This window comes from Faecalibacterium hattorii (genome assembly GCF_003287455.1).
In the GTDB taxonomy this organism is placed as follows: Bacteria; Bacillota; Clostridia; order Oscillospirales; family Ruminococcaceae; genus Faecalibacterium; species Faecalibacterium hattorii.
The window spans coordinates 45,369-62,597 of sequence record NZ_PRLC01000017.1; the positions used below are offsets into that span (position 1 = coordinate 45,369).

16 protein-coding genes and 1 other annotated feature are annotated in these 17,229 nt (G+C 61.3%); of the genes, 10 read left to right on the forward strand and 6 right to left on the reverse strand.

Annotated elements, in window-relative coordinates:
* Positions 1 to 1,341, forward strand: coding sequence for a TRAP transporter large permease (locus tag C4N23_RS11475; RefSeq protein WP_097839982.1), 1,341 nt, complete (start codon positions 1 to 3; stop codon positions 1,339 to 1,341).
* Between the two features lie 84 nt (positions 1,342 to 1,425).
* On the opposite strand, the gene C4N23_RS11480 is transcribed toward C4N23_RS11475, so the two are convergent.
* Positions 1,426 to 2,250, reverse strand: coding sequence for a PfkB family carbohydrate kinase (locus C4N23_RS11480; protein ID WP_112146174.1), 825 nt, complete (start codon positions 2,248 to 2,250; stop codon positions 1,426 to 1,428).
* Between the two features lie 144 nt (positions 2,251 to 2,394).
* On the opposite strand from C4N23_RS11480, the gene C4N23_RS11485 reads away from it, so the two are divergent.
* Entirely contained in the window at positions 2,395 to 3,699 is a 1,305-nt protein-coding gene (locus tag C4N23_RS11485; protein WP_112146176.1) for an MATE family efflux transporter, read from the forward strand.
* A gap of 6 nt (positions 3,700 to 3,705) precedes the next feature.
* On the opposite strand, the gene C4N23_RS11490 is transcribed toward C4N23_RS11485, so the two are convergent.
* Positions 3,706 to 4,563 carry a helix-turn-helix transcriptional regulator gene (locus C4N23_RS11490; RefSeq protein ID WP_112146178.1) on the reverse strand — a complete coding sequence of 286 codons (858 nt, stop codon included), beginning with the start codon at positions 4,561 to 4,563 and terminating at the stop codon, positions 3,706 to 3,708.
* Between the two features lie 127 nt (positions 4,564 to 4,690).
* Here C4N23_RS11490 and C4N23_RS11495 point away from each other — a divergent pair, with 127 nt between their 5' ends.
* Positions 4,691 to 5,806, forward strand: coding sequence for an ABC transporter ATP-binding protein (locus tag C4N23_RS11495; RefSeq protein WP_055192019.1), 1,116 nt, complete (start codon positions 4,691 to 4,693; stop codon positions 5,804 to 5,806).
* Between the two features lie 89 nt (positions 5,807 to 5,895).
* On the opposite strand, the gene hflX is transcribed toward C4N23_RS11495, so the two are convergent.
* The 4 genes from hflX to C4N23_RS11515 form a co-directional block, all read right to left on the reverse strand.
* Positions 5,896 to 7,161 (reverse strand): GTPase HflX, encoded by a 1,266-nt coding sequence (gene hflX, locus C4N23_RS11500; protein WP_112146180.1) that lies wholly within the window; start codon positions 7,159 to 7,161, stop codon positions 5,896 to 5,898.
* 2 nt (positions 7,162 to 7,163) lie between these two features.
* Positions 7,164 to 7,766 (reverse strand): GNAT family N-acetyltransferase, encoded by a 603-nt coding sequence (locus C4N23_RS11505; RefSeq protein ID WP_112146182.1) that lies wholly within the window; start codon positions 7,764 to 7,766, stop codon positions 7,164 to 7,166.
* Between the two features lie 167 nt (positions 7,767 to 7,933).
* Positions 7,934 to 8,266 carry a type II toxin-antitoxin system RelE/ParE family toxin gene (locus tag C4N23_RS11510; protein WP_055192013.1) on the reverse strand — a complete coding sequence of 111 codons (333 nt, stop codon included), beginning with the start codon at positions 8,264 to 8,266 and terminating at the stop codon, positions 7,934 to 7,936.
* Positions 8,267 to 8,530, reverse strand: coding sequence for a type II toxin-antitoxin system prevent-host-death family antitoxin (locus C4N23_RS11515; RefSeq protein ID WP_055192011.1), 264 nt, complete (start codon positions 8,528 to 8,530; stop codon positions 8,267 to 8,269).
* An 80-nt stretch (positions 8,531 to 8,610) separates the two neighbouring features.
* Between C4N23_RS11515 and C4N23_RS11520 the strand changes: the two genes are divergently transcribed.
* The 7 genes from C4N23_RS11520 to C4N23_RS11550 all read left to right on the forward strand — a co-directional run bounded on the left by C4N23_RS11520 (position 8,611) and on the right by C4N23_RS11550 (position 16,913).
* Positions 8,611 to 10,404, forward strand: a complete 1,794-nt coding sequence (locus tag C4N23_RS11520) for a bifunctional homocysteine S-methyltransferase/methylenetetrahydrofolate reductase (RefSeq protein ID WP_112146184.1) — start codon at positions 8,611 to 8,613, stop codon at positions 10,402 to 10,404.
* A gap of 128 nt (positions 10,405 to 10,532) precedes the next feature.
* Positions 10,533 to 10,768 (forward strand) — a binding site (T-box leader).
* A gap of 60 nt (positions 10,769 to 10,828) precedes the next feature.
* Positions 10,829 to 13,534: a valine--tRNA ligase gene (locus C4N23_RS11525; RefSeq protein ID WP_112146186.1), complete on the forward strand. Its 2,706-nt coding sequence runs from the start codon at positions 10,829 to 10,831 to the stop codon at positions 13,532 to 13,534.
* Positions 13,534 to 14,043, forward strand: coding sequence for a VanZ family protein (locus tag C4N23_RS11530; protein ID WP_055192005.1), 510 nt, complete (start codon positions 13,534 to 13,536; stop codon positions 14,041 to 14,043). The genes C4N23_RS11525 and C4N23_RS11530 overlap by 1 nt, the downstream gene beginning before the upstream one ends.
* Positions 14,044 to 14,047: 4 nt before the next feature.
* Entirely contained in the window at positions 14,048 to 15,313 is a 1,266-nt protein-coding gene (locus tag C4N23_RS11535; protein ID WP_112146188.1) for a folylpolyglutamate synthase/dihydrofolate synthase family protein, read from the forward strand.
* Between the two features lie 136 nt (positions 15,314 to 15,449).
* A complete protein-coding gene (locus C4N23_RS11540; RefSeq protein ID WP_112146190.1) occupies positions 15,450 to 15,776 on the forward strand; it encodes an anti-sigma factor antagonist in 327 nt (108 codons plus the stop codon).
* A gap of 2 nt (positions 15,777 to 15,778) precedes the next feature.
* Complete coding sequence (gene spoIIAB / locus C4N23_RS11545) at positions 15,779 to 16,219, forward strand: anti-sigma F factor (RefSeq protein WP_112146192.1); 441 nt, start codon at positions 15,779 to 15,781, stop codon at positions 16,217 to 16,219.
* Positions 16,220 to 16,238: 19 nt separating this feature from the next.
* Positions 16,239 to 16,913 (forward strand): sigma-70 family RNA polymerase sigma factor, encoded by a 675-nt coding sequence (locus C4N23_RS11550; RefSeq protein WP_055191996.1) that lies wholly within the window; start codon positions 16,239 to 16,241, stop codon positions 16,911 to 16,913.
* Positions 16,914 to 17,229: the final 316 nt, after the last annotated feature.

The following is a 17,229-nucleotide window of genomic DNA, read 5'->3' on the forward strand; positions in this document are numbered from 1 at the left end:
ATGACAGTACAGACACTGGCAATTGTTGTCCTTCTGGTCAGCTTCTTCGTAATGATCTTCCTGCGCTTCCCCATCGCGTATGCGGTCGGCCTGTCCAGCGTGTTCTGCATGTTGGTGCAGGGTCAGGCGCTGACCGATGTCTGCCGCCTGATGGTCAAGGGCATCTCGTCCTTCAGCCTGATGGCTGTGCCGTTCTTCATCACCATGGGCGTGCTCATGGGCTCCGGCGGTATTTCCGAAAAGCTGATCGCGCTGGCTGACGCCTGCGTCGGCTGGATGCGCGGCGGCATGGCCATGGTCAACATCGTGGCTTCCTACTTCTTCGGCGGCATTTCCGGTTCTGCTTCGGCCGATACCGCTTCCATCGGTTCCATCATGATCCCCATGATGGTCGATCAGGGTTACGACGCCGACTTCTCCACGGCTGTTACCATCACCTCCTCCTGCGAGGGTCTGCTGGTCCCGCCGAGTCATAACATGGTCATCTACGCAACCACCGCGGGTGGTATCTCCGTCGGCAGCCTGTTCCTCGCGGGCTACCTGCCCGGCGCTCTGCTGGCCATCGTCCTGATGGTCGGCTCCTACATCATCTCCGTCAAGGAGAATTACCCCAAGGGCTCTCCGTTCAGCATCAAGGGCTTTATCAAGCAGATGGGCACCTCCGTCTGGGCACTGGCCGCTGTCATCATCGTCGTGGTCGGCGTCGTCGGCGGCGCGTTCACTGCCACCGAGTCCGCTGCAATCGCAGTTATCTACTCGCTGTTCGTTTCCGTCTTCGTCTACAAGGGCCTTGACTGGAAGGGCGTCTGGCACGCTCTGGACGAGTGCGTGAACACCCTGTCCATCGTCCTGATCCTGATCGCCACCTCTGCGGTGTTCGGCAACTGCCTGACCATGCTGCACGTGCCCGATCTGGCTGCAAACGCCATCACCAGCGTGACCGATAACCCCTACATCATCGCTCTGCTGATCGACCTGATCATTCTGATTCTGGGCTGCATTATGGATATGGCCCCCATCATCCTGATCGCAACCCCGATCCTGCTGCCCATCGCAACGTCCATCGGCATCGATCCCATCCAGTTCGGTATCATCGTGGTCCTGAACTGCGGCATCGGTCTGCTGACTCCCCCTGTCGGTGCGGTCCTGTTCATCGGCTCTGCCGTGGCGAAGCGCCCGATGGAGAAGGTCGTCAAGGCCACCCTGCCGTTCTACCTGTGCATGTTCATCGCCCTGCTGCTGCTGACGTTCATCCCCGATATCAGCCTTGCCATCCCCAAGCTGCTCGGCGGCTACGTCAGCCCCATCGCAAACCCGCTGGGCCCGGTGTTCATCCACTAAACAAGTCATTCTCTCCTTCTTCTCCACAATTGTATAGAATGCGGAACAAGACCCCCGGCGTAAGCCGGGGGTCTTGTTCTTTTGTCAGAGCAGCTTTTTCAGCGTCGTTTCCCGCAGACCCGCCAGCTTATCGGGCCATGTGTTCAGGCGGGCAAGATCGCGGAGGAACTGGGCTTCGGTGAGGTCGGAAGTTGCCGCTTGCAGCAGTACATTCCGTGTAAAAAGAAAAACATTGTCCGAACTGGAATAAAAAATCAGCTCGACATGACCGGAGAAGAGGGAAAACAGCGCCGTGCGCAGCTCGTGGGAGCCGAACAGAGGAACGAGGTCGGAATCTTTCAACAACAGCACGTCTGCTTGTGGAAAAAATTGCAGGGCCGTTTCGCGCAGGGCGGCGGCGTCCGGCCAGCAGGGAGCGGCTTCCGCCATCCGGGGCGCATAGCAGACGAAGGCTCCGGCGTCCCGCGCGGCGGCAATGGCCTTGAGGTGGGTCAACCGGGCGGGGGAGTCCAGCAGACAGCCGGAGGAAAAGCAGAGGGCGAAGGCGCCCCGCAGGGCGGCGGCATCCAACTGTTCCGGCGCATACAGCAGTTCGGCGGAAGGGGCGCGGTAGGGGAGAAGCTTCCCCGCGCCGGAGAAGACCACCGGCGTGCGGGCCGCGTCCGTGAAGCAGAGGTGGGTGCAGTCGATGCCGTCGGCGGCAAGCTGGGCTGCCGCCTTGCGGCCGAAGGGGTCGGCCCCCAGTTGGGAGAGGAGCGCGGCGTGCCCGCCCGCGCGGACATAGGCGCGGCAGAACGCAGCGCCCCATCCGCCGACCGAAACGCGGAACGTCTCGGCCAGCTCCGGCACCGTGTCCGCGCCCAGCTCCACCCATGCCTCGCCAAGGCAGAAAAGCGGCTTTTCCGGCATCTGTGCTCCCTCCTCTCCCGGTAAAATCGGGTTTCAGTATACACCCACAAAAAGTGGTTCGTCAACGGGATCTTCCCTTGACAATGATGGGAAGACTATGCTAAACTTGCGAACTGGTGTAAGAAAAAACAGAAAGGACGTTCCATGGACCTCACAAAGCAGTTTGTTAAGTACGTATCCCAGAACATTTTCGGCTTGCTGGGCACTTCGTGCTATATTCTGGCGGACACCTATTTCATCGCACAGGCGGCGGGCACCGACGGCGTGACCCTGCTGAACCTTTGTCTGCCGATCTACAACTTCATCTTTGCCATCGGCTCGATGATCGGCCTCGGCGCGGCGACCCGCTACGCCATCCTGCGGGCGCAGGGCGACGAGAAGGCTCAGCGGTATTTTTCCAACGCTATCTTCTGCGCCTGCATTCTGGCGGTGCCCTTTGTTCTGGCGGGCATCTTCTGCCCGGACGGGCTGCTGCGGCTGATGGGCGGCGACGCGGGCATCGTGGCGCTGGGCGAGAACTACGCCCGCATCTTCCTGCTCTTTACGCCCTTCTTCATGTGCAACTATGTGGTGGCGTCCTTCGTCCGCAACGACGGCGACCCTTCGCTGGCCATGGTGGCGACGCTGAGCGGCAGCCTGTTCAATGTGGTGTTTGACTACATCTTCATCTTCCCCATGGGGCTGGGGCTGCCCGGCGCGGCGCTGGCAACGGCCATTTCGCCGATGCTCAGCATTGCCATTTGCAGCACCCACTTTTTGAAAAAGAGCAACACCGTCGCCTTTGTACGGAAGGCACCGTCCCTCCGGCTGCTGGCCCAGAGCTGCCAGCTTGGCATCTCCGGTTTCGTCGGGGAGCTGTCGTCGGGCGTGACCACCACCGTCTTCAACTTCCTGCTGCTTCGGCTGGCGGGCAATGTGGCCGTGGCGGCCTATGGCGTCGTGGCAAACTTCGCGCTGGTGGCGACGGCCATCTTCAACGGTGTGGCGCAGGGCGCACAGCCGCTGGTCAGCCAGTGCTACGGCAGGAATGAGATGGCCGGGGCCAAGAAGCTCCTGCTGCTGGGCTGCGGCACGGCGCTGGGGCTGGCGGCGGTGCTGTACGGCGTCGTGTTCGGCTTTACCGATTCGCTGGTGGCCCTGTTCAACAGCGAAAATTCGGCCCTTATGGCGGAGTTTGCCCACAGTGGGATGCGCCTCTACTTCGCGGGTTACTTCTTCGCGGGGTGCAACATCGTGGCGGCGGGCTACCTCGGCGCGGTGGACCGCCCGACGGAAGCTTCCATCACCTCGCTCTGCCGGGGCATGGCGGCCATCGTGGTCTGTTCGCTGGTGCTGAGCGCCCTGTTCGGGATGGCCGGCGTCTGGGCGGCCTTCCCGGCGTCGGAGGCCATCACCTTTGCGCTGACGCTCTACCTGCTCAAGCGGGGGGAGCGGACCGCCAAGGCGTAGACCTTATTAAATATAGAGCTCCTGCTCCCGCCGGTTCTCTGCCGGCGAGAGGGGACGCACTGCCTGACCGGCCATTGCCCGCCACTGCGCGGGGGATTGGCCGGTCTCTTTTTTGAAGACGCGGCAGAGGTAGTTGGCTCCCGAAAAACCGCAGAGGCTGGCGATGACGTCCAGCGTGTACTCCCGGTGGAGCAGCAGCCGCATGGCCGCTTCGATCCGGACCGTGGTGAGGTAGCGCCCCGGCGGCACCCCCACCGCAGCGGTGAAGGTGCGGACGAGGTGGCTCTTGGAGACGCCCAGCCGCTCGCTGAGCTCTTCCACGCCGTAGAGGCCCGCGTAGTTCTGGCGGATGTCCTCGATGGCGGCGGTGACGAGGGGCGGCAGCGCAGGGGCAGCGCTGTCCGCGCCCGAAAGCTCGCACAGCAGGGCAAAGACCAGCTGGCTCGTCATCCGGCCGTGGTGGTCCGGCGGCTCGTCCCCGGCGGCTGCGGCAAGGCGGCCCATCAGCTCGGCGGCGGCAGGGCAGGTCTCGCCGCGGGCAAGGAAGGGCAGCTCGGTAAGCCCGGCGAGGAACTGGGCGGCGGCTTGGCCGGTGAGCTGGACGCAGAGCAGGTGGCAGCTTCCTTCCGGGGCGAGGGCCAGCGGCGCGCGGCTCAAGATCAGGTGTCCGGCGGGGACGCTTTGGGGCGGCAGGATGAGAGCCGACCCCGCCGCCGACGGCCCCATGGCGGGGAGAGAGGCGGTGCATTTTCCGCTGGAGACAAGGCAGACCCACAGCCCCTCGCCGCTCAGGGTGAAGGGGGCATCGGGCTGGATATCCTGCACCGAAGCAAGCGCGGCGGTGGTGCTCCAATCGTAAATCAATATCTGACACCTCAAATCAATAAAATGCTATTTTATATCATAAAATAATCTGTTATTATAATACCAACGAGAACGAGCACCGTCAAGGTGCCGTAACATAGAAAAATTTTTATGGAGGAAATGACCTATGGCTTCGATCAGCTGCCAGCATATCTACAAGATCTATCCGGGCGCTACCGCTCCTTCTGTTACCGACTTCAACCTTGAGATTCAGGACAAGGAGTTCATCATCTTCGTCGGCCCCTCTGGCTGCGGTAAGTCCACCACCCTGCGCATGATCGCCGGTCTGGAGGAGATCTCCAAGGGCGAGATGTACATCGGCGGCCGCCTGATCAACGATGTCCCCCCGAAGGACCGCGATATCGCAATGGTGTTCCAGAGCTACGCTCTGTACCCCCACATGACCGTTTACAAGAACATTGCATTCGGTCTGGAGCTGCGCAAGACCCCGAAGGACGAGATCGACCGCCGCGTCCACGAAGCTGCTAAGATCCTTGAGATCGAGCATCTGCTGGATCGTAAGCCGAAGGCTCTGTCCGGCGGCCAGCGCCAGCGTGTTGCTCTGGGCCGTGCAATGGTCCGTAACCCGGCCGTCTTCCTGCTGGACGAGCCTCTGTCCAACTTGGACGCTAAGCTCCGTACCAGCATGCGTACCGAGATCATCAAGCTGCACAAGAAGCTGGCTACCACCTTCATCTACGTTACCCACGACCAGACCGAGGCTATGACCATGGGCGATCGTATCGTCGTTATGAAGGACGGTATCATCCAGCAGGTCGATACCCCGCAGAACCTGTACGATATGCCTTGCAACATGTTCGTTGCAGGCTTCATCGGCAGCCCCCAGATGAACTTCCTCGACGGCACCGTGACCAAGAGCGGCGACCAGTACGCCATTGATCTGGGCGGCGACACCATCCCCCTGCCCAAGGAGAAGACCGCTGACGGCAAGCTGGATTCTTACGTCGGCAAGAAGGTCAAGATGGGCATCCGTCCTGAGGATATCGATGATGAGCCCGAATTCATGGCAAAGCATCCGGACTGCCATCTGGAAACTCAGGTCGATGTCTCTGAGATGATGGGCGCTGAGATCTACCTGTATCTGGAGTACAAGGGCAATAAGATGACCGCCCGCGTCGCTCCCACCTCCAAGGCCCGCAACGGAGATACCGTTAGGGTCGCCTTCGATCCGCACAAGGTCCATGTCTTCGATGTGGAGACCGAGCAGACCATCCTGAACTGATTATCCAAGGATCGTTTTTGGTCCTCCTAATAGCAAAAGCCGCTGGGAAGAGATTCCCGGCGGCTTTTGTTGTTATATAGATCGAAAAATCAGACCAGATACCCTTCGAAGCAGTGGAGGTCCTCGGTCTTGACGATGCCTTCCAGATAGAGGCCGTCCTCGCGGTATTCCTCCACCTGCACGCTGCCGCGCTCCCGCATGGGGGCGGCGAGGCCGAGCTTGTCGTAGGGGAGCAGCACCTTCAGGGTGTGCACCCGGTCGCTGAGGATCCCGTCCAGCTTTTGCAGCAGCTTGTCCAGCCCGTAGCCGGTCTTGGCGCTGGTGAGCAGGATGTCCGGGTCAAAGTTCAGGGCGTTGGGCTTATCGCACTTGTTGTAGACGGTCAGGCGGGGGATGTCGGCGCAGTCCAGCCCGTCCAGAACCTCGTCGGTCACGGCGAGCTGTTCCTCGCGCTGTTCATCGCCCGCGTCGGCAACCCGGACGATGACGTCCGACCACGCGGCTTCTTCCAGCGTAGATTTGAAGGCTTCCACTAGATTGTGCGGCAGACGGGACACGAAACCGACCGTGTCCACCAGCAGCACGGCCATGCCGCTGGGGAGCACCAGCTTCCGGCTGGTGGGGTCCAGCGTGGCAAAGAGCATGTCGGCCTCGGCGACGCTGGGGCCGCAGAGGGCGTTCATCAGGCTGGATTTGCCCACGTTGGTATAACCCACCAAGCTGACCACCGGCATTCCGGTCTTGGCGCGGGCCTTCCGGCTCTCGCCGCGGCGCTTCTCCATCTCGGCCAGCTTTTCGGCCAGCGCGTCGATGCGGGCGTGGACATGGCGGCGGTCCAGTTCCAGCTTGGTCTCACCGGCACCACGGCGGGCACCCCCGCCGCCGCCGCCACCGCCGCCTTGGCGGCTCAGGCTCTCGCCCATGCCCTGCAAGCGGGGCAGCCGGTAGCGCAGCAGGGCCAGCTCGGTCTGGAGCTTGCCCTCGTTGGTCACGGCGCGGCTGCGGAAGATCTCCAAGATCAGCATGGTGCGGTCGATGACTTCCAGCCCACCCAGCGCGGTGGAGATGTTGCGGATCTGGCTGCCGGTCAGTTCGCCGTCAAACACGGCGCACTGGGCCCCCAGCTCCTCGGCGGCGAGGTGGGCTTCCTCCAGTTTGCCGCTGCCCAGCACGATGCCGGTCTCCGGCGTCTGGCGCTTCTGGGTCACCTCGGCCACGGCCTCCATGTGGTTGGCTTCGCACAGGGCCGAAAGCTCGGCAAGGCTGCGCTCACAGTCCCAAAGGCCCTGATCCAGCGCCAATAAGATTACCTTCGTCGGGGGTGTTTCCACTAAAATATCGTAAAGTTCGCTCAAAATTAACCTCTCAGTAATATATTGTGATGTTCTCTTGTCAGTGCGTAGCATTTGCAGGGGACCGGGGTGCCGTCGAATTTGTGGTATACGGAATCGTGGTCGTAGACGAAGCCGGCCTTCTGCTGTACCCGGCCGCTGGCGGGGTTTTCGACCGCATGGCAGCAGGCCAGCCAGTTGCTATCTGTATTTTTGAACCAGTATTCTACAACGGCGTTCAGCGCTTCGGTGGTAAAGCCTTTGTTCCACCAGCTCCGGCCGATGCAGTAGCCCACTTCCCACACACCGTTGGTATGGTCAAAACCGGGCCACGGGTCCCGCTCCGGTTCGGCGGAACTGGAGGTGAAAACACTGATAGACCCGAACACCTGCCCGGTGGCCTTTTCCACAATGCCCCACTGGTAGTAATCTCCGTTGGGGTAGAGCAGTGCCCATGCGGTCAGCAGCTCGCGGGTCTCGTCCGCGTTTTTGTGCGGCTCCCACCGCAGATATTTTGTCACCTGTGGGTCGTTGGCCCAATTCTGGTACATCATCCCGGCGTCCTCCGGGGTCAGGCGGCGCAAAACCAGCCGCTCGGTCTTGATCTCCTGCGTTCCTGCATGGCGCATGATGCTCACGCTCCTCATCCTGTAAAGTTACGCATAGGATAGCACAAAATCCGCCCCCGCGCAAGCAAAACCGCGCCGATGAAGGAAAAAATGCTTGACAAGGAGAGAAACTTCATTAAACTGAAGAAGAGGAGAATAAAAACTCCCCGCCAACGCGGGGAGAAAGATCAGTTGGGGTGAAAATCGGTTTTCAGGATAGAAGCCCAGTTGCTCTGGCCGTACAAAAAACGAAGAATGTGTACGGTTTGGGTAACTTCATTGACCTGATAAAAGGCGAGATAACCCTGCACGGGGACGAAGCGAATGGAAAGGCTTGCTAAGAAAGGGTCTCGTACAACGGAAAACCGAGCCGGGAGTTCTTCCAGCGAGTCAATGGAGCCGAATGCTCGGCGAACAAGATTCTGTGCGGCAGAAGGATTTTTAAGCTGATACGCAATATAACAAGCAGCATCTTCAATATCCTGATGTGCCCGGTGGGAAATGTCGATTTGGTAGAGCATTCAGACCTCCCAGCGTTTTGCCAATTCGGCTTTGACTTCTGCCCACGGACGGGTCCGCCCGGCGGCTACATCGTCGAGGCCTTCCTGAAGCTTCCCGTACAGCTCGAAGCGGCCGACCATTTCCTCGTAAGTTTCAATGCTCATCACAGCGAGGTCACCCTTGCCGTTTTTGGTGATGAACACCGGTTCAGCGTAAGTGTGGCAGAACGTGGAGATATCATTGTAATTGTTGCGCAGGTCTGCGCTGGAACGAATCTTAGGCATCCGATACACCTCCTTATAACAAAATTATACCTGAATTCTTGTATAAAGGCAAGCGCAATCAAAGGAAAAGGAGCTTTATCATGGACGATATCCGTGCATTTTTATCCCGCAAGCCGCTGCTGTTTGACGGCGGCATGGGCACCTATTATAAAGCGGCCCCCGGAACGGACTGCGAGCAGGCGAATCTGACCGACCCGGCGGGGGTGCGGAAGGTCCACGCCGAGTATCTGGCCGCCGGGGCGGACGCCATCAAGACGAATACCTTCAGTCTACCCCGGCTGGCGGCGGGTCATGTCCCCGGCTGGGAGAAGCTGGCGGATGCGGGCTGGAAGCTGGCTGCAGAGGCGGCGGCGGAGACCGGCGCGGCGGTCTTTGCGGACCTCGGCCCGGCCCCGGATACCGAGGCGGTTCCGGCGGCGCAGGTGTATACTGCTGTGGCCGAACGTTTTGCGGCGCTGGGGGCCAAAAACTTTTTGTTCGAGACCCTGAGCTCCGACGTGGGGATTCTGGAGGCTGTCCGTGCCGTGAAGGCGCAGGTGCCGGAGGCCTTTGTGCTGGTGTCTTTCGCGGTGCTGCCGGACGGCTACACCCGCGAGGGCGTCTACTGCAAGGACCTTGTCCGCCGGATGACCGAGAGCGGCTGCGTGGATGCGGTGGGCCTGAACTGCGTGTCGGCCCCCGGCGCGATGCGTACGCTGGCAAGAGGGCTGGCGGGCGGGGCGCTGCCCCTTTCCGTGATGCCGAACGCGGGCTACCCGGTGGTGACCCGGACGCAGGTGCGGTATCAGGGCAAGCCGGAATACTTTGCGCGGGAGCTGAGCGGGATGGCGGCAGAGGGCGCAGTGCGCATCCTCGGCGGCTGCTGCGGCACCACCCCCGCCCACATTGCGGCCCTGCGGGCGGCGCTGGATGCCCTGCCGGAGAGGAAGCTGTCGGCGGAACCGGCAAAACTTTCCACAACGGAAGTAAAACCGGTGGAAAACGATGACGCTTTCCTGCGCAAGCTGAACGCGGGCGAAAAGGTCATTGCCATTGAGCTGGACTCCCCCCGCAACGCCGACCTGACCGGTTATCTGGAGGGAGCACGAAAATTGCAGGCGGCGGGGGCTGACCTGCTGACCATCGCCGACTGCCCCATTGCGCAGGCGCGGATGGATTCCTCCCTTGTGGCGTGCCGGGTCCACCGGGAGCTGGGAATGTGCACCCTGCCCCACATGACCTGCCGGGACCGCAACCTGAACGCCACCAAGGCGCTGCTGCTGGGCCTGTACGCCGAGGGCGTGCGGGAGGTGCTGGCCATCACGGGGGACCCCATCCCCACCGCTGAGCGGGACGAGGTGAAGAACGTCTACCAGTTCAACTCCCGCAAACTGGCTCAGTACATCGTCTCGCTGGCCGGAGAGGACCGGGAGATGCCCACCCCCATGACGGTCTTCGGGGCGCTGAACCTGAACGCCCGCAACTTTGATGTGGAGCTGCGCCGGGCGGGCGAAAAGCTGGAAAACGGGATGTCCGGTTTCCTGACCCAGCCGGTGCTGTCCGAACAGGCGGTGGAGAACCTCCGCCGCACGCGGGAGACGCTGGGCAGCCGGGCCAAGATCTTGGCGGGCATCATGCCGGTGGTCAGCCAGCGGAACGCCATCTTTATGGAAAACGAGATCAACGGCATCCATGTGGACGAAGAGATCATTCAGAAGTTCGCCGGGCTGGATCGGACCGGGGGCGAGGAACTGGGCCTTGCCATCTCGCTGGAGATGGCCCGGAAAGCCCTGCCCTACGCGGACGGCTTCTATCTGATGACCCCCTTCAACCGGGTGGCTCTGATGGAGCGGCTCATCGCGCAGCTCCGCACCGAGGTGTTGCAGGAGTCCTGACGGGCTGTTCCTGCTTTCGCCCGAAGTCTACCGTAAGGCCCAGATGCTGAAGGCCCGCCTGAAAGGCTGACACGGCTTTTTTGAAAAAAGAGATTGACAAAACGCACAAAAACGGCTATATTCTTTGTATAAATGCAATGAAAAAGAGTGCGCATCGCGGGCAGCTTTCCAGAGAGCCGGGGCAGGTGAAAGCCGGTAAGGACGCAGCGGTGTGCTGTCGCTTTTGAGCAGGGGCGGGGAATCCAGTAGTCGCCTCCGGGGCTGCCCCACGTTATCGGGGCATCAAGGGGCACAAAAAAGCCAGACGCTTTTTGTGCAATTTGGGTGGTACCGCGGTGTAATAAAAGTTACAGCCGTCCCATGGAACGTTCCGTGGGGCGGCTTTTTTCGTCCCACTTCACAAACAGTTTGGGAGGAGATTCGGATGAAAGAACTCGCAAAACAGTACGATCCCAGTCAGGTGGAAGACCGCATCTACCAGTTCTGGCTGGACGGCGGCTACTTCCACACGGAAGCAGACCCCGACAAGAAACCCTACACCATCGTGATGCCGCCGCCGAACGTCACCGGCCAGCTGCACATGGGTCATGCACTGGATAACACCATGCAGGACGTGCTCATCCGCACCAAGCGGATGCAGGGCTACGCGGCCCTGTGGGTGCCCGGCACCGACCACGCATCCATCGCCACCGAGGCCAAGGTCGTGGAGGCCATGCGTGCCGAGGGCCTGACCAAGGAGATGGTGGGCCGCGACGGCTTCTTGGAGCGCGCTTGGGAGTGGAAGACCAAGTATGGCAACCGCATCGTCAGCCAGCTCAAGAAGCTGGGCACCAGCTGCGACTGGCAGCGCGAGCGCTTTACCATGGATGAGGGCTGCTCCGATGCCGTCAAGGAAGTGTTCGTCCGCCTGTACGACAAGGGCCTGATCTACCGCGGCAACCGGATGGTCAACTGGTGCCCCCACTGCAACACCTCCATCTCGGATGCGGAAGTGGAGTACGAGGAGAAGGACGGCAATTTCTGGCACCTGCTCTACCCGGTCAAGGAGACCGGCGAGATGCTGGAGCTGGCCACCACCCGCCCGGAGACCATGCTGGGCGATACCGCTGTCGCCATCAACGGCGACGACCCCCGCTATGCCCACCTGCACGGCTGCCATGTCGTCCTGCCGCTGCTGAACAAGGAGATCCCCATCGTCTGCGACGAACACGCCGACATGACCAAGGGCACCGGTGTCGTCAAGATCACCCCGGCCCACGACCCCAACGACTTTGAGGTGGGTCTGCGCCATGACCTGCCCATCGTCCGCGTCTTTACCTACGACGGCCGCATGACCGGCGCTGCCGACAAGGCCGCTGCCGATGCCCTCTTTGCAGCGGGCAAGAACACCGTGAACGAACCGCAGGTGTTGGATTGCGGCAAGTACGCCGGCATGACCACCATGGAAGCCCGCAAGGCCATTCTGGCCGACCTGAAAGAGGGCGGCTTCCTGAAGGAGATCGAGCCCCTGAAGCACGAGGTCGGCACCTGCTACCGCTGCCACTCCACCATCGAGCCTATGGTCTCGAAGCAGTGGTTCGTCAAGATGGAGCCGCTGGCAAAGCCCGCCATCGATAGCGTGGAAAAGGGTGAGATCAAGTTCATCCCGGAGCGCTTCACCAAAAACTATATGAACTGGATGAAGGGCACCCGCGACTGGTGCATCAGCCGCCAGCTGTGGTGGGGCCACCAGATCCCGGCTTACTACTGCGACGACTGCGGCGAGACCGTGGTGGCGAAGGAGACTCCCTGCACCTGCCCCAAGTGCGGCGGCAGCAAGTTCACGCAGGACCCCGACACGCTGGATACGTGGTTCTCTTCTGCGCTGTGGCCCTTCAGCACGCTGGGCTGGCCCAATGAGGACAGCGCCGATCTCAAGTATTTCTACCCCACCAACACCCTCGTCACCGGCTACGACATCATCGGCTTCTGGGTCAGCCGCATGATCTTCTCTGGTCTGGCCTACACCGGCAAGGCCCCCTTCGACACCGTCTGCATCCACGGCATCGTCCGCGACAGTCAGGGCCGGAAGATGTCCAAGAGCCTCGGCAACGGCATCGATCCGCTGGAAGTCATCGCCAAGTACGGCGCGGATGCTCTGCGCTTCATGCTGCTGGACGGCTCCACCCCCGGCAACGACATGCGCTACAGTGAGAAGAAGGTCGAGGCAGCTCGCAACTTCGCCAATAAGCTGTGGAACGCTACCCGCTTCGTGCTGATGAACCTGCCCGAAGATTTCCAGCCGGGTCTGCCCGCCGACGACAAGCTGGACATGAGCGACAAGTGGGTACTGACCAAGCTGAATCAGGTGGCCGGTGCCATGACCGACAACCTCGACCACTACGAGATGGGTCTGGCCGCTGCCAAGATCAACAGCTTCATCTGGGATGTCTACTGCGACTGGTTCATCGAGATCGCAAAGCCCCGCCTGAACTCCGGCGACGCCGAACAGGCCGACACCGCCCGCCGTGTGCTGGTGTACGTGCTGGACAAGGCCCTCAAGCTGCTGCATCCCTTCATGCCCTTCGTGACCGAGGAGCTGTATCAGGCCCTGCCCGGCTCCGCCGAGACCATCATGATCCAGAGCTGGCCGACCGTGGACGACGCCCACAACTGGCCGGAGGAAGAGGAAGCCTTTGAGAAGGTCATGGATTATATCAAGGCCGTGCGCACCATGCGCACCGAGATGAACGTCCACCCCGCCAAGAAGACCAGCATGATCATCGAGACGGCGGACGCAGCCCCCTTCCAGAACGCACAGGTCTATCTGGCCAAGTTCGCCTTTGCCACCGAGGTGACCTTTACCGAGAAGTACGAAGGCAGCACCGACGGCATGGTGCAGGTCTCCACCCACGCCGCCCGCGGCTTCATCCCCATGATGGAGCTGATCGACCGCGAGAAGGAGCTGGCCCGCCTGAACAAGGAAAAGGCCAAGGCGGAAAAAGAACTGGCCATGTTCGAGAACCAGCTCAACAACCCCAAGTTCGTCGAGCGCGCCCCGGCGGCACTGGTGGAGGATATCCGCGCAAAGCACGCCAAGAGTCAGGACAAGCTGGCCAACATCGAGCAGAGCATCAAGGCGCTGGGCTGATGACGGAACAGAAGAAGCGCATCTCGCCGTGGCTGCTGGCCGGGCGGGTGATCTTTACCTTTGCGCTCATCGGCTGCATCACCTTCATCTTCACCAACTCCATGCAGGTGGCCGCCGTCTCGGAAGGGGCCAGCGGCCGGGTGCTGGAGCGGATGCAGCAGATTCTGCGGGTGCTGGGGCTGAACGGCGCGGCACACCATCTTACGATGCACATCGTCCGCAAGCTGGCCCATTTCTGCGAATATATGCTGGAGGGGTTCCTGCTCATGCTCTGTCTGCGGGTGTACACGCGGCACCTGCTGCGGCATGTCTCGTGGCCCATCTTGGGTGGGTTGCTCACAGCGCTGACCGATGAGACCGTCCAGCTCTTCGTGCCGGGGCGCAGCGGACAGGTCACCGACATCTGGATCGATTTTTCCGGCGTCATGACCGGCCTCATGGTGGGGCTCATCCTGCTGGGGCTGATCCGTATGTGTATCCTGCTTTACAAACATCGAAACGAGGATTGACGCAATGACCATAGATCGGGCAAATGAATACTTTGCCGCTCTGCCGGAGGGGTTTGCCCCGGCGGAGGAACTGCGCGCCGCTCTGCCCGCTGCGGCGCAGCAGGTGGCGTATGTGGGCGCAGCCGGTACGGCGGGCAAGACCGCATCCGCTGCCCTCATCGCTGCGGTGCTCAAGGCCGCGGGCTTCGTCACCGGCCTGTACCACGCGGGCTGCGAGCCGCTGGCCCAGCGCATCCGCATCAACGGGAACCCCGTGGACGCCGGGCTGCTCTGCACCGCAGCAGAACAGCTCAGCAGCCGCAAGCCCCTGCCCCGCGCGGCGGCGGAACTGGCGGCTGCGGCGATCTGCTTCGGCGCGGCGGGCTGCCGTCTGGCCGTGGTGGAACTGCCGGACGCTGGCCTTGCCGAGGCGCTGGCCCACATGCCGGTCTGCGTGGTGACGTCCATCGGCCCGGACGGTGTGAGCCGTTCGCTGGAGCGGTCGGCTGCGCTGGCGGCGGGCGTCATGCGGGAGGGCGCGATCTGCGTCACCGCACCGGGCCAGCCCAAGGCCGTGCTCAGCGAGCTGATCGTGGCTGCCGGGCGGGAGGACTGCGAACTGGTGGTCCCCGACCCGGATGACATCACCTTCCTCGAAGCGGAAAAGTTCACCAGCAAGGTGGACTACGGCGGCTATACCGCTCCGCTGGCCTTTTTGGGCCGCCACGCGGCGGGCAGCGCCGCCATCGCGGTGGAAACCGCCCTTGCCCTGTGCAAGAAAGGCCTCGACATCCCGGATGAAGCAATTCTGGAGGGGCTTGCCGCCGTCGAGAACCGCAGCAGCATCCGGGTGCTCTCCCAGCGCCCGCTGATCGTGCTGGATGCCTGCCACACCCCGCAGCAAGCCATGGCGCTGCTCCGCGTCCTCAACATGGCCAAGGTGCGCCACTTGAGCGCCATCATCGGCCTGACCGAGGAGGAAGGGGCGGAAGCCTTCTTCACCGCGCTGGAAACGGGCCTGACCCCGGAGGAGCAGAAGAAGGACAAAGGCTCCATGCCCGGCATGAGGGAGAATCCCTTCGACAAGGTCTTCCTCGTCACGCCCAAGGGCACTGAGGATGCCCTGACCGAACGGCTTTTGGAAAAGGCGCGGTATCACTTCGACGCCGAGCTGTGCGAGAGCCTCGAAGAGGCTATCGGCCTTGCCAAGGCCGGCAGCCGCCGCGGTCTGCTGATCTGCGGCAGTGAAGCCATCGCGCTGGAAGCCGCTGCCCAGCTCGAAAACCGCTGAGCGACAACATTTTCTAAAAATCACACGCAAGAGCTTGTACACTGGGTTTGTGTACAAGCTCTTTTGTTTTTATATTGCGAAGGATCTTACGCCGCCGGTGGAAGATCCTTCAGCGTAGATCGGAAAGGGGGAGCCTATGGCGACCGTGACATTCAGCGCGGCAGACGATCTGCTCTATGCTTACTTGGCGGGCGAGATCGACCACGATTCCGCGCAAAATCTTCGCATCCAGCTCGACGATGCCCTGCTCACCCGCACGCCCCGCACGCTGGTGCTGGACCTCGGCGGGGTGGGCTTTATGGATTCGTCCGGTGTGGGGCTGATCTTGGGGCGTCAGCGCTGCGCCCGCAGCTTGGGCGGCACCCTGCGCATCCAGCACGCGCCGGAACAACTGCGCCGAGTGCTGCAGCTTGCGGGCATCGCCTGTGCGGACGAGCCCGGCCGGGAAGGACAGGAGGAATGACCATGAAAGCGGAAAACACCACAAAAATACAGTTTGACTCCCTCAGTGTCAACGAAGCCTACGCCCGCGGCGCGGCAGCGGCCTTTCTGGCCCGGTATGACCCTACCGTACCCCAGCTCGCCGACCTGAAGACCGCCGTGTCCGAAGCGGTCACCAACTGCATCGTCCACGCCTACCCGGACTGCGTGGGGCCCATCGTGATGACGGTGGCCGTCTATCCCGGCCGGCTCGTGAAGATCACGGTGGCGGATAAAGGCATCGGCATCCCGGATATCCACAAGGCCATGGAGCCGCTCTTTACCACCGGCAACCCCGAAGAGCGCTCTGGGCTGGGCTTTGCAGTGATGCAGAGCTTTATGGATAAGGTACAGGTCCGCTCGGCACCGGGCCGGGGCACCCGCGTTACCCTGACCAAGCGTCTGGAGGAAAAGCCCTCTACATAAAAAGGAAAGAGGGAACACGATGATCACGGAGAACACGGAGCGCAGTGCGTTCATTGAGCAGAATCTGGGGCTGGTGCATTCCTGCGCCGGGCGCTTCCGGGGCAGAGGCATTGAATACGACGACCTGTACAGCGCGGGCTGCATGGGGCTGGTCAAGGCTTACGATGCCTTTGACCCGGCGCGGGGCGTCTGCTTTTCCACCTACGCGGTGCCGGTCATCCTCGGCGAGATCAAGAAGCTGTTCCGGGATGGGGGCACAGTTAAGGTGAGCCGCTCCCTAAAGGAACTGAATCTGCGGGTCAACGCGGCGCGGGAACATCACCGCAAGCTCTGCGGCACCGAGCCCACCCTTTCCCAACTGGCCGAGGAGCTGGGGGAGAGCGTGGAGAACATCACGCTGGCCGTACAGGCTGCCCAGCCCACCATCAGCCTAACCCCGGAGAACCGGGATGAGCCCGACCGTCAGATCGACATCCCCGTGGAATCCCCCGAAGAAGCGCTGGCCGACCGCATCGGGCTGGCCGAGGTGCTGGAAAAGCTGCCGGAAGAGGATCAGCTGCTGATCCGGCTTCGTTTTTATGGGGGCAAGACCCAGAGCGAAACGGCGAAGCTCCTGCATACCACACAGGTGCAGATCTCCCGGCGGGAACGCAAGCTGCTCAAGCTTATGCGGGCAAAATTGCTGGAAGAGTAAGAAAATTGGATTTTCTTGAAAAAAGTTGAAAAAAGCTCTTGCTTTTTGTCCGGGGCTGTGATAAAATACATTACTGTCAGGCGGACGTCTGACAGACAAATCTCAGCAAAAAACGGATGAAAAAGTACGAAGCTCGATGAGTTCTTCCGAGAATTTCAAAAACTTCTGAAAAAAGTGCTTGACATTCAAAACCAAATCTGGTAAAATGTTTAAGCTGTCAGCCGCCAAGGTTGAGAGACACAGGACCTTGAAAATTGAACAATATCGAAAAACTTGTAACGGAACCTATTTTCGTGTTGGAAAAACACGGTAAACA

Excerpts from the sequence above, each read along its gene's own strand:
- C4N23_RS11475 (WP_097839982.1), top strand. The coding sequence starts at position 1 with ATGACAGTACAGACACTGGCAATTGTTGTCCTTCTGGTCAGCTTCTTC.
- C4N23_RS11480 (WP_112146174.1), bottom strand. The coding sequence starts at position 2,250 with ATGCCGGAAAAGCCGCTTTTCTGCCTTGGCGAGGCATGGGTGGAGCTG.
- C4N23_RS11485 (WP_112146176.1), top strand. The coding sequence starts at position 2,395 with ATGGACCTCACAAAGCAGTTTGTTAAGTACGTATCCCAGAACATTTTC.
- C4N23_RS11495 (WP_055192019.1), top strand. The coding sequence starts at position 4,691 with ATGGCTTCGATCAGCTGCCAGCATATCTACAAGATCTATCCGGGCGCT.
- C4N23_RS11505 (WP_112146182.1), bottom strand. The coding sequence starts at position 7,766 with ATGCGCCATGCAGGAACGCAGGAGATCAAGACCGAGCGGCTGGTTTTG.
- C4N23_RS11510 (WP_055192013.1), bottom strand. The coding sequence starts at position 8,266 with ATGCTCTACCAAATCGACATTTCCCACCGGGCACATCAGGATATTGAA.
- C4N23_RS11515 (WP_055192011.1), bottom strand. The coding sequence starts at position 8,530 with ATGCCTAAGATTCGTTCCAGCGCAGACCTGCGCAACAATTACAATGAT.
- C4N23_RS11520 (WP_112146184.1), top strand. The coding sequence starts at position 8,611 with ATGGACGATATCCGTGCATTTTTATCCCGCAAGCCGCTGCTGTTTGAC.
- C4N23_RS11525 (WP_112146186.1), top strand. The coding sequence starts at position 10,829 with ATGAAAGAACTCGCAAAACAGTACGATCCCAGTCAGGTGGAAGACCGC.
- C4N23_RS11530 (WP_055192005.1), top strand. The coding sequence starts at position 13,534 with ATGACGGAACAGAAGAAGCGCATCTCGCCGTGGCTGCTGGCCGGGCGG.
- C4N23_RS11535 (WP_112146188.1), top strand. The coding sequence starts at position 14,048 with ATGACCATAGATCGGGCAAATGAATACTTTGCCGCTCTGCCGGAGGGG.
- C4N23_RS11540 (WP_112146190.1), top strand. The coding sequence starts at position 15,450 with ATGGCGACCGTGACATTCAGCGCGGCAGACGATCTGCTCTATGCTTAC.
- spoIIAB (WP_112146192.1), top strand. The coding sequence starts at position 15,779 with ATGAAAGCGGAAAACACCACAAAAATACAGTTTGACTCCCTCAGTGTC.
- C4N23_RS11550 (WP_055191996.1), top strand. The coding sequence starts at position 16,239 with ATGATCACGGAGAACACGGAGCGCAGTGCGTTCATTGAGCAGAATCTG.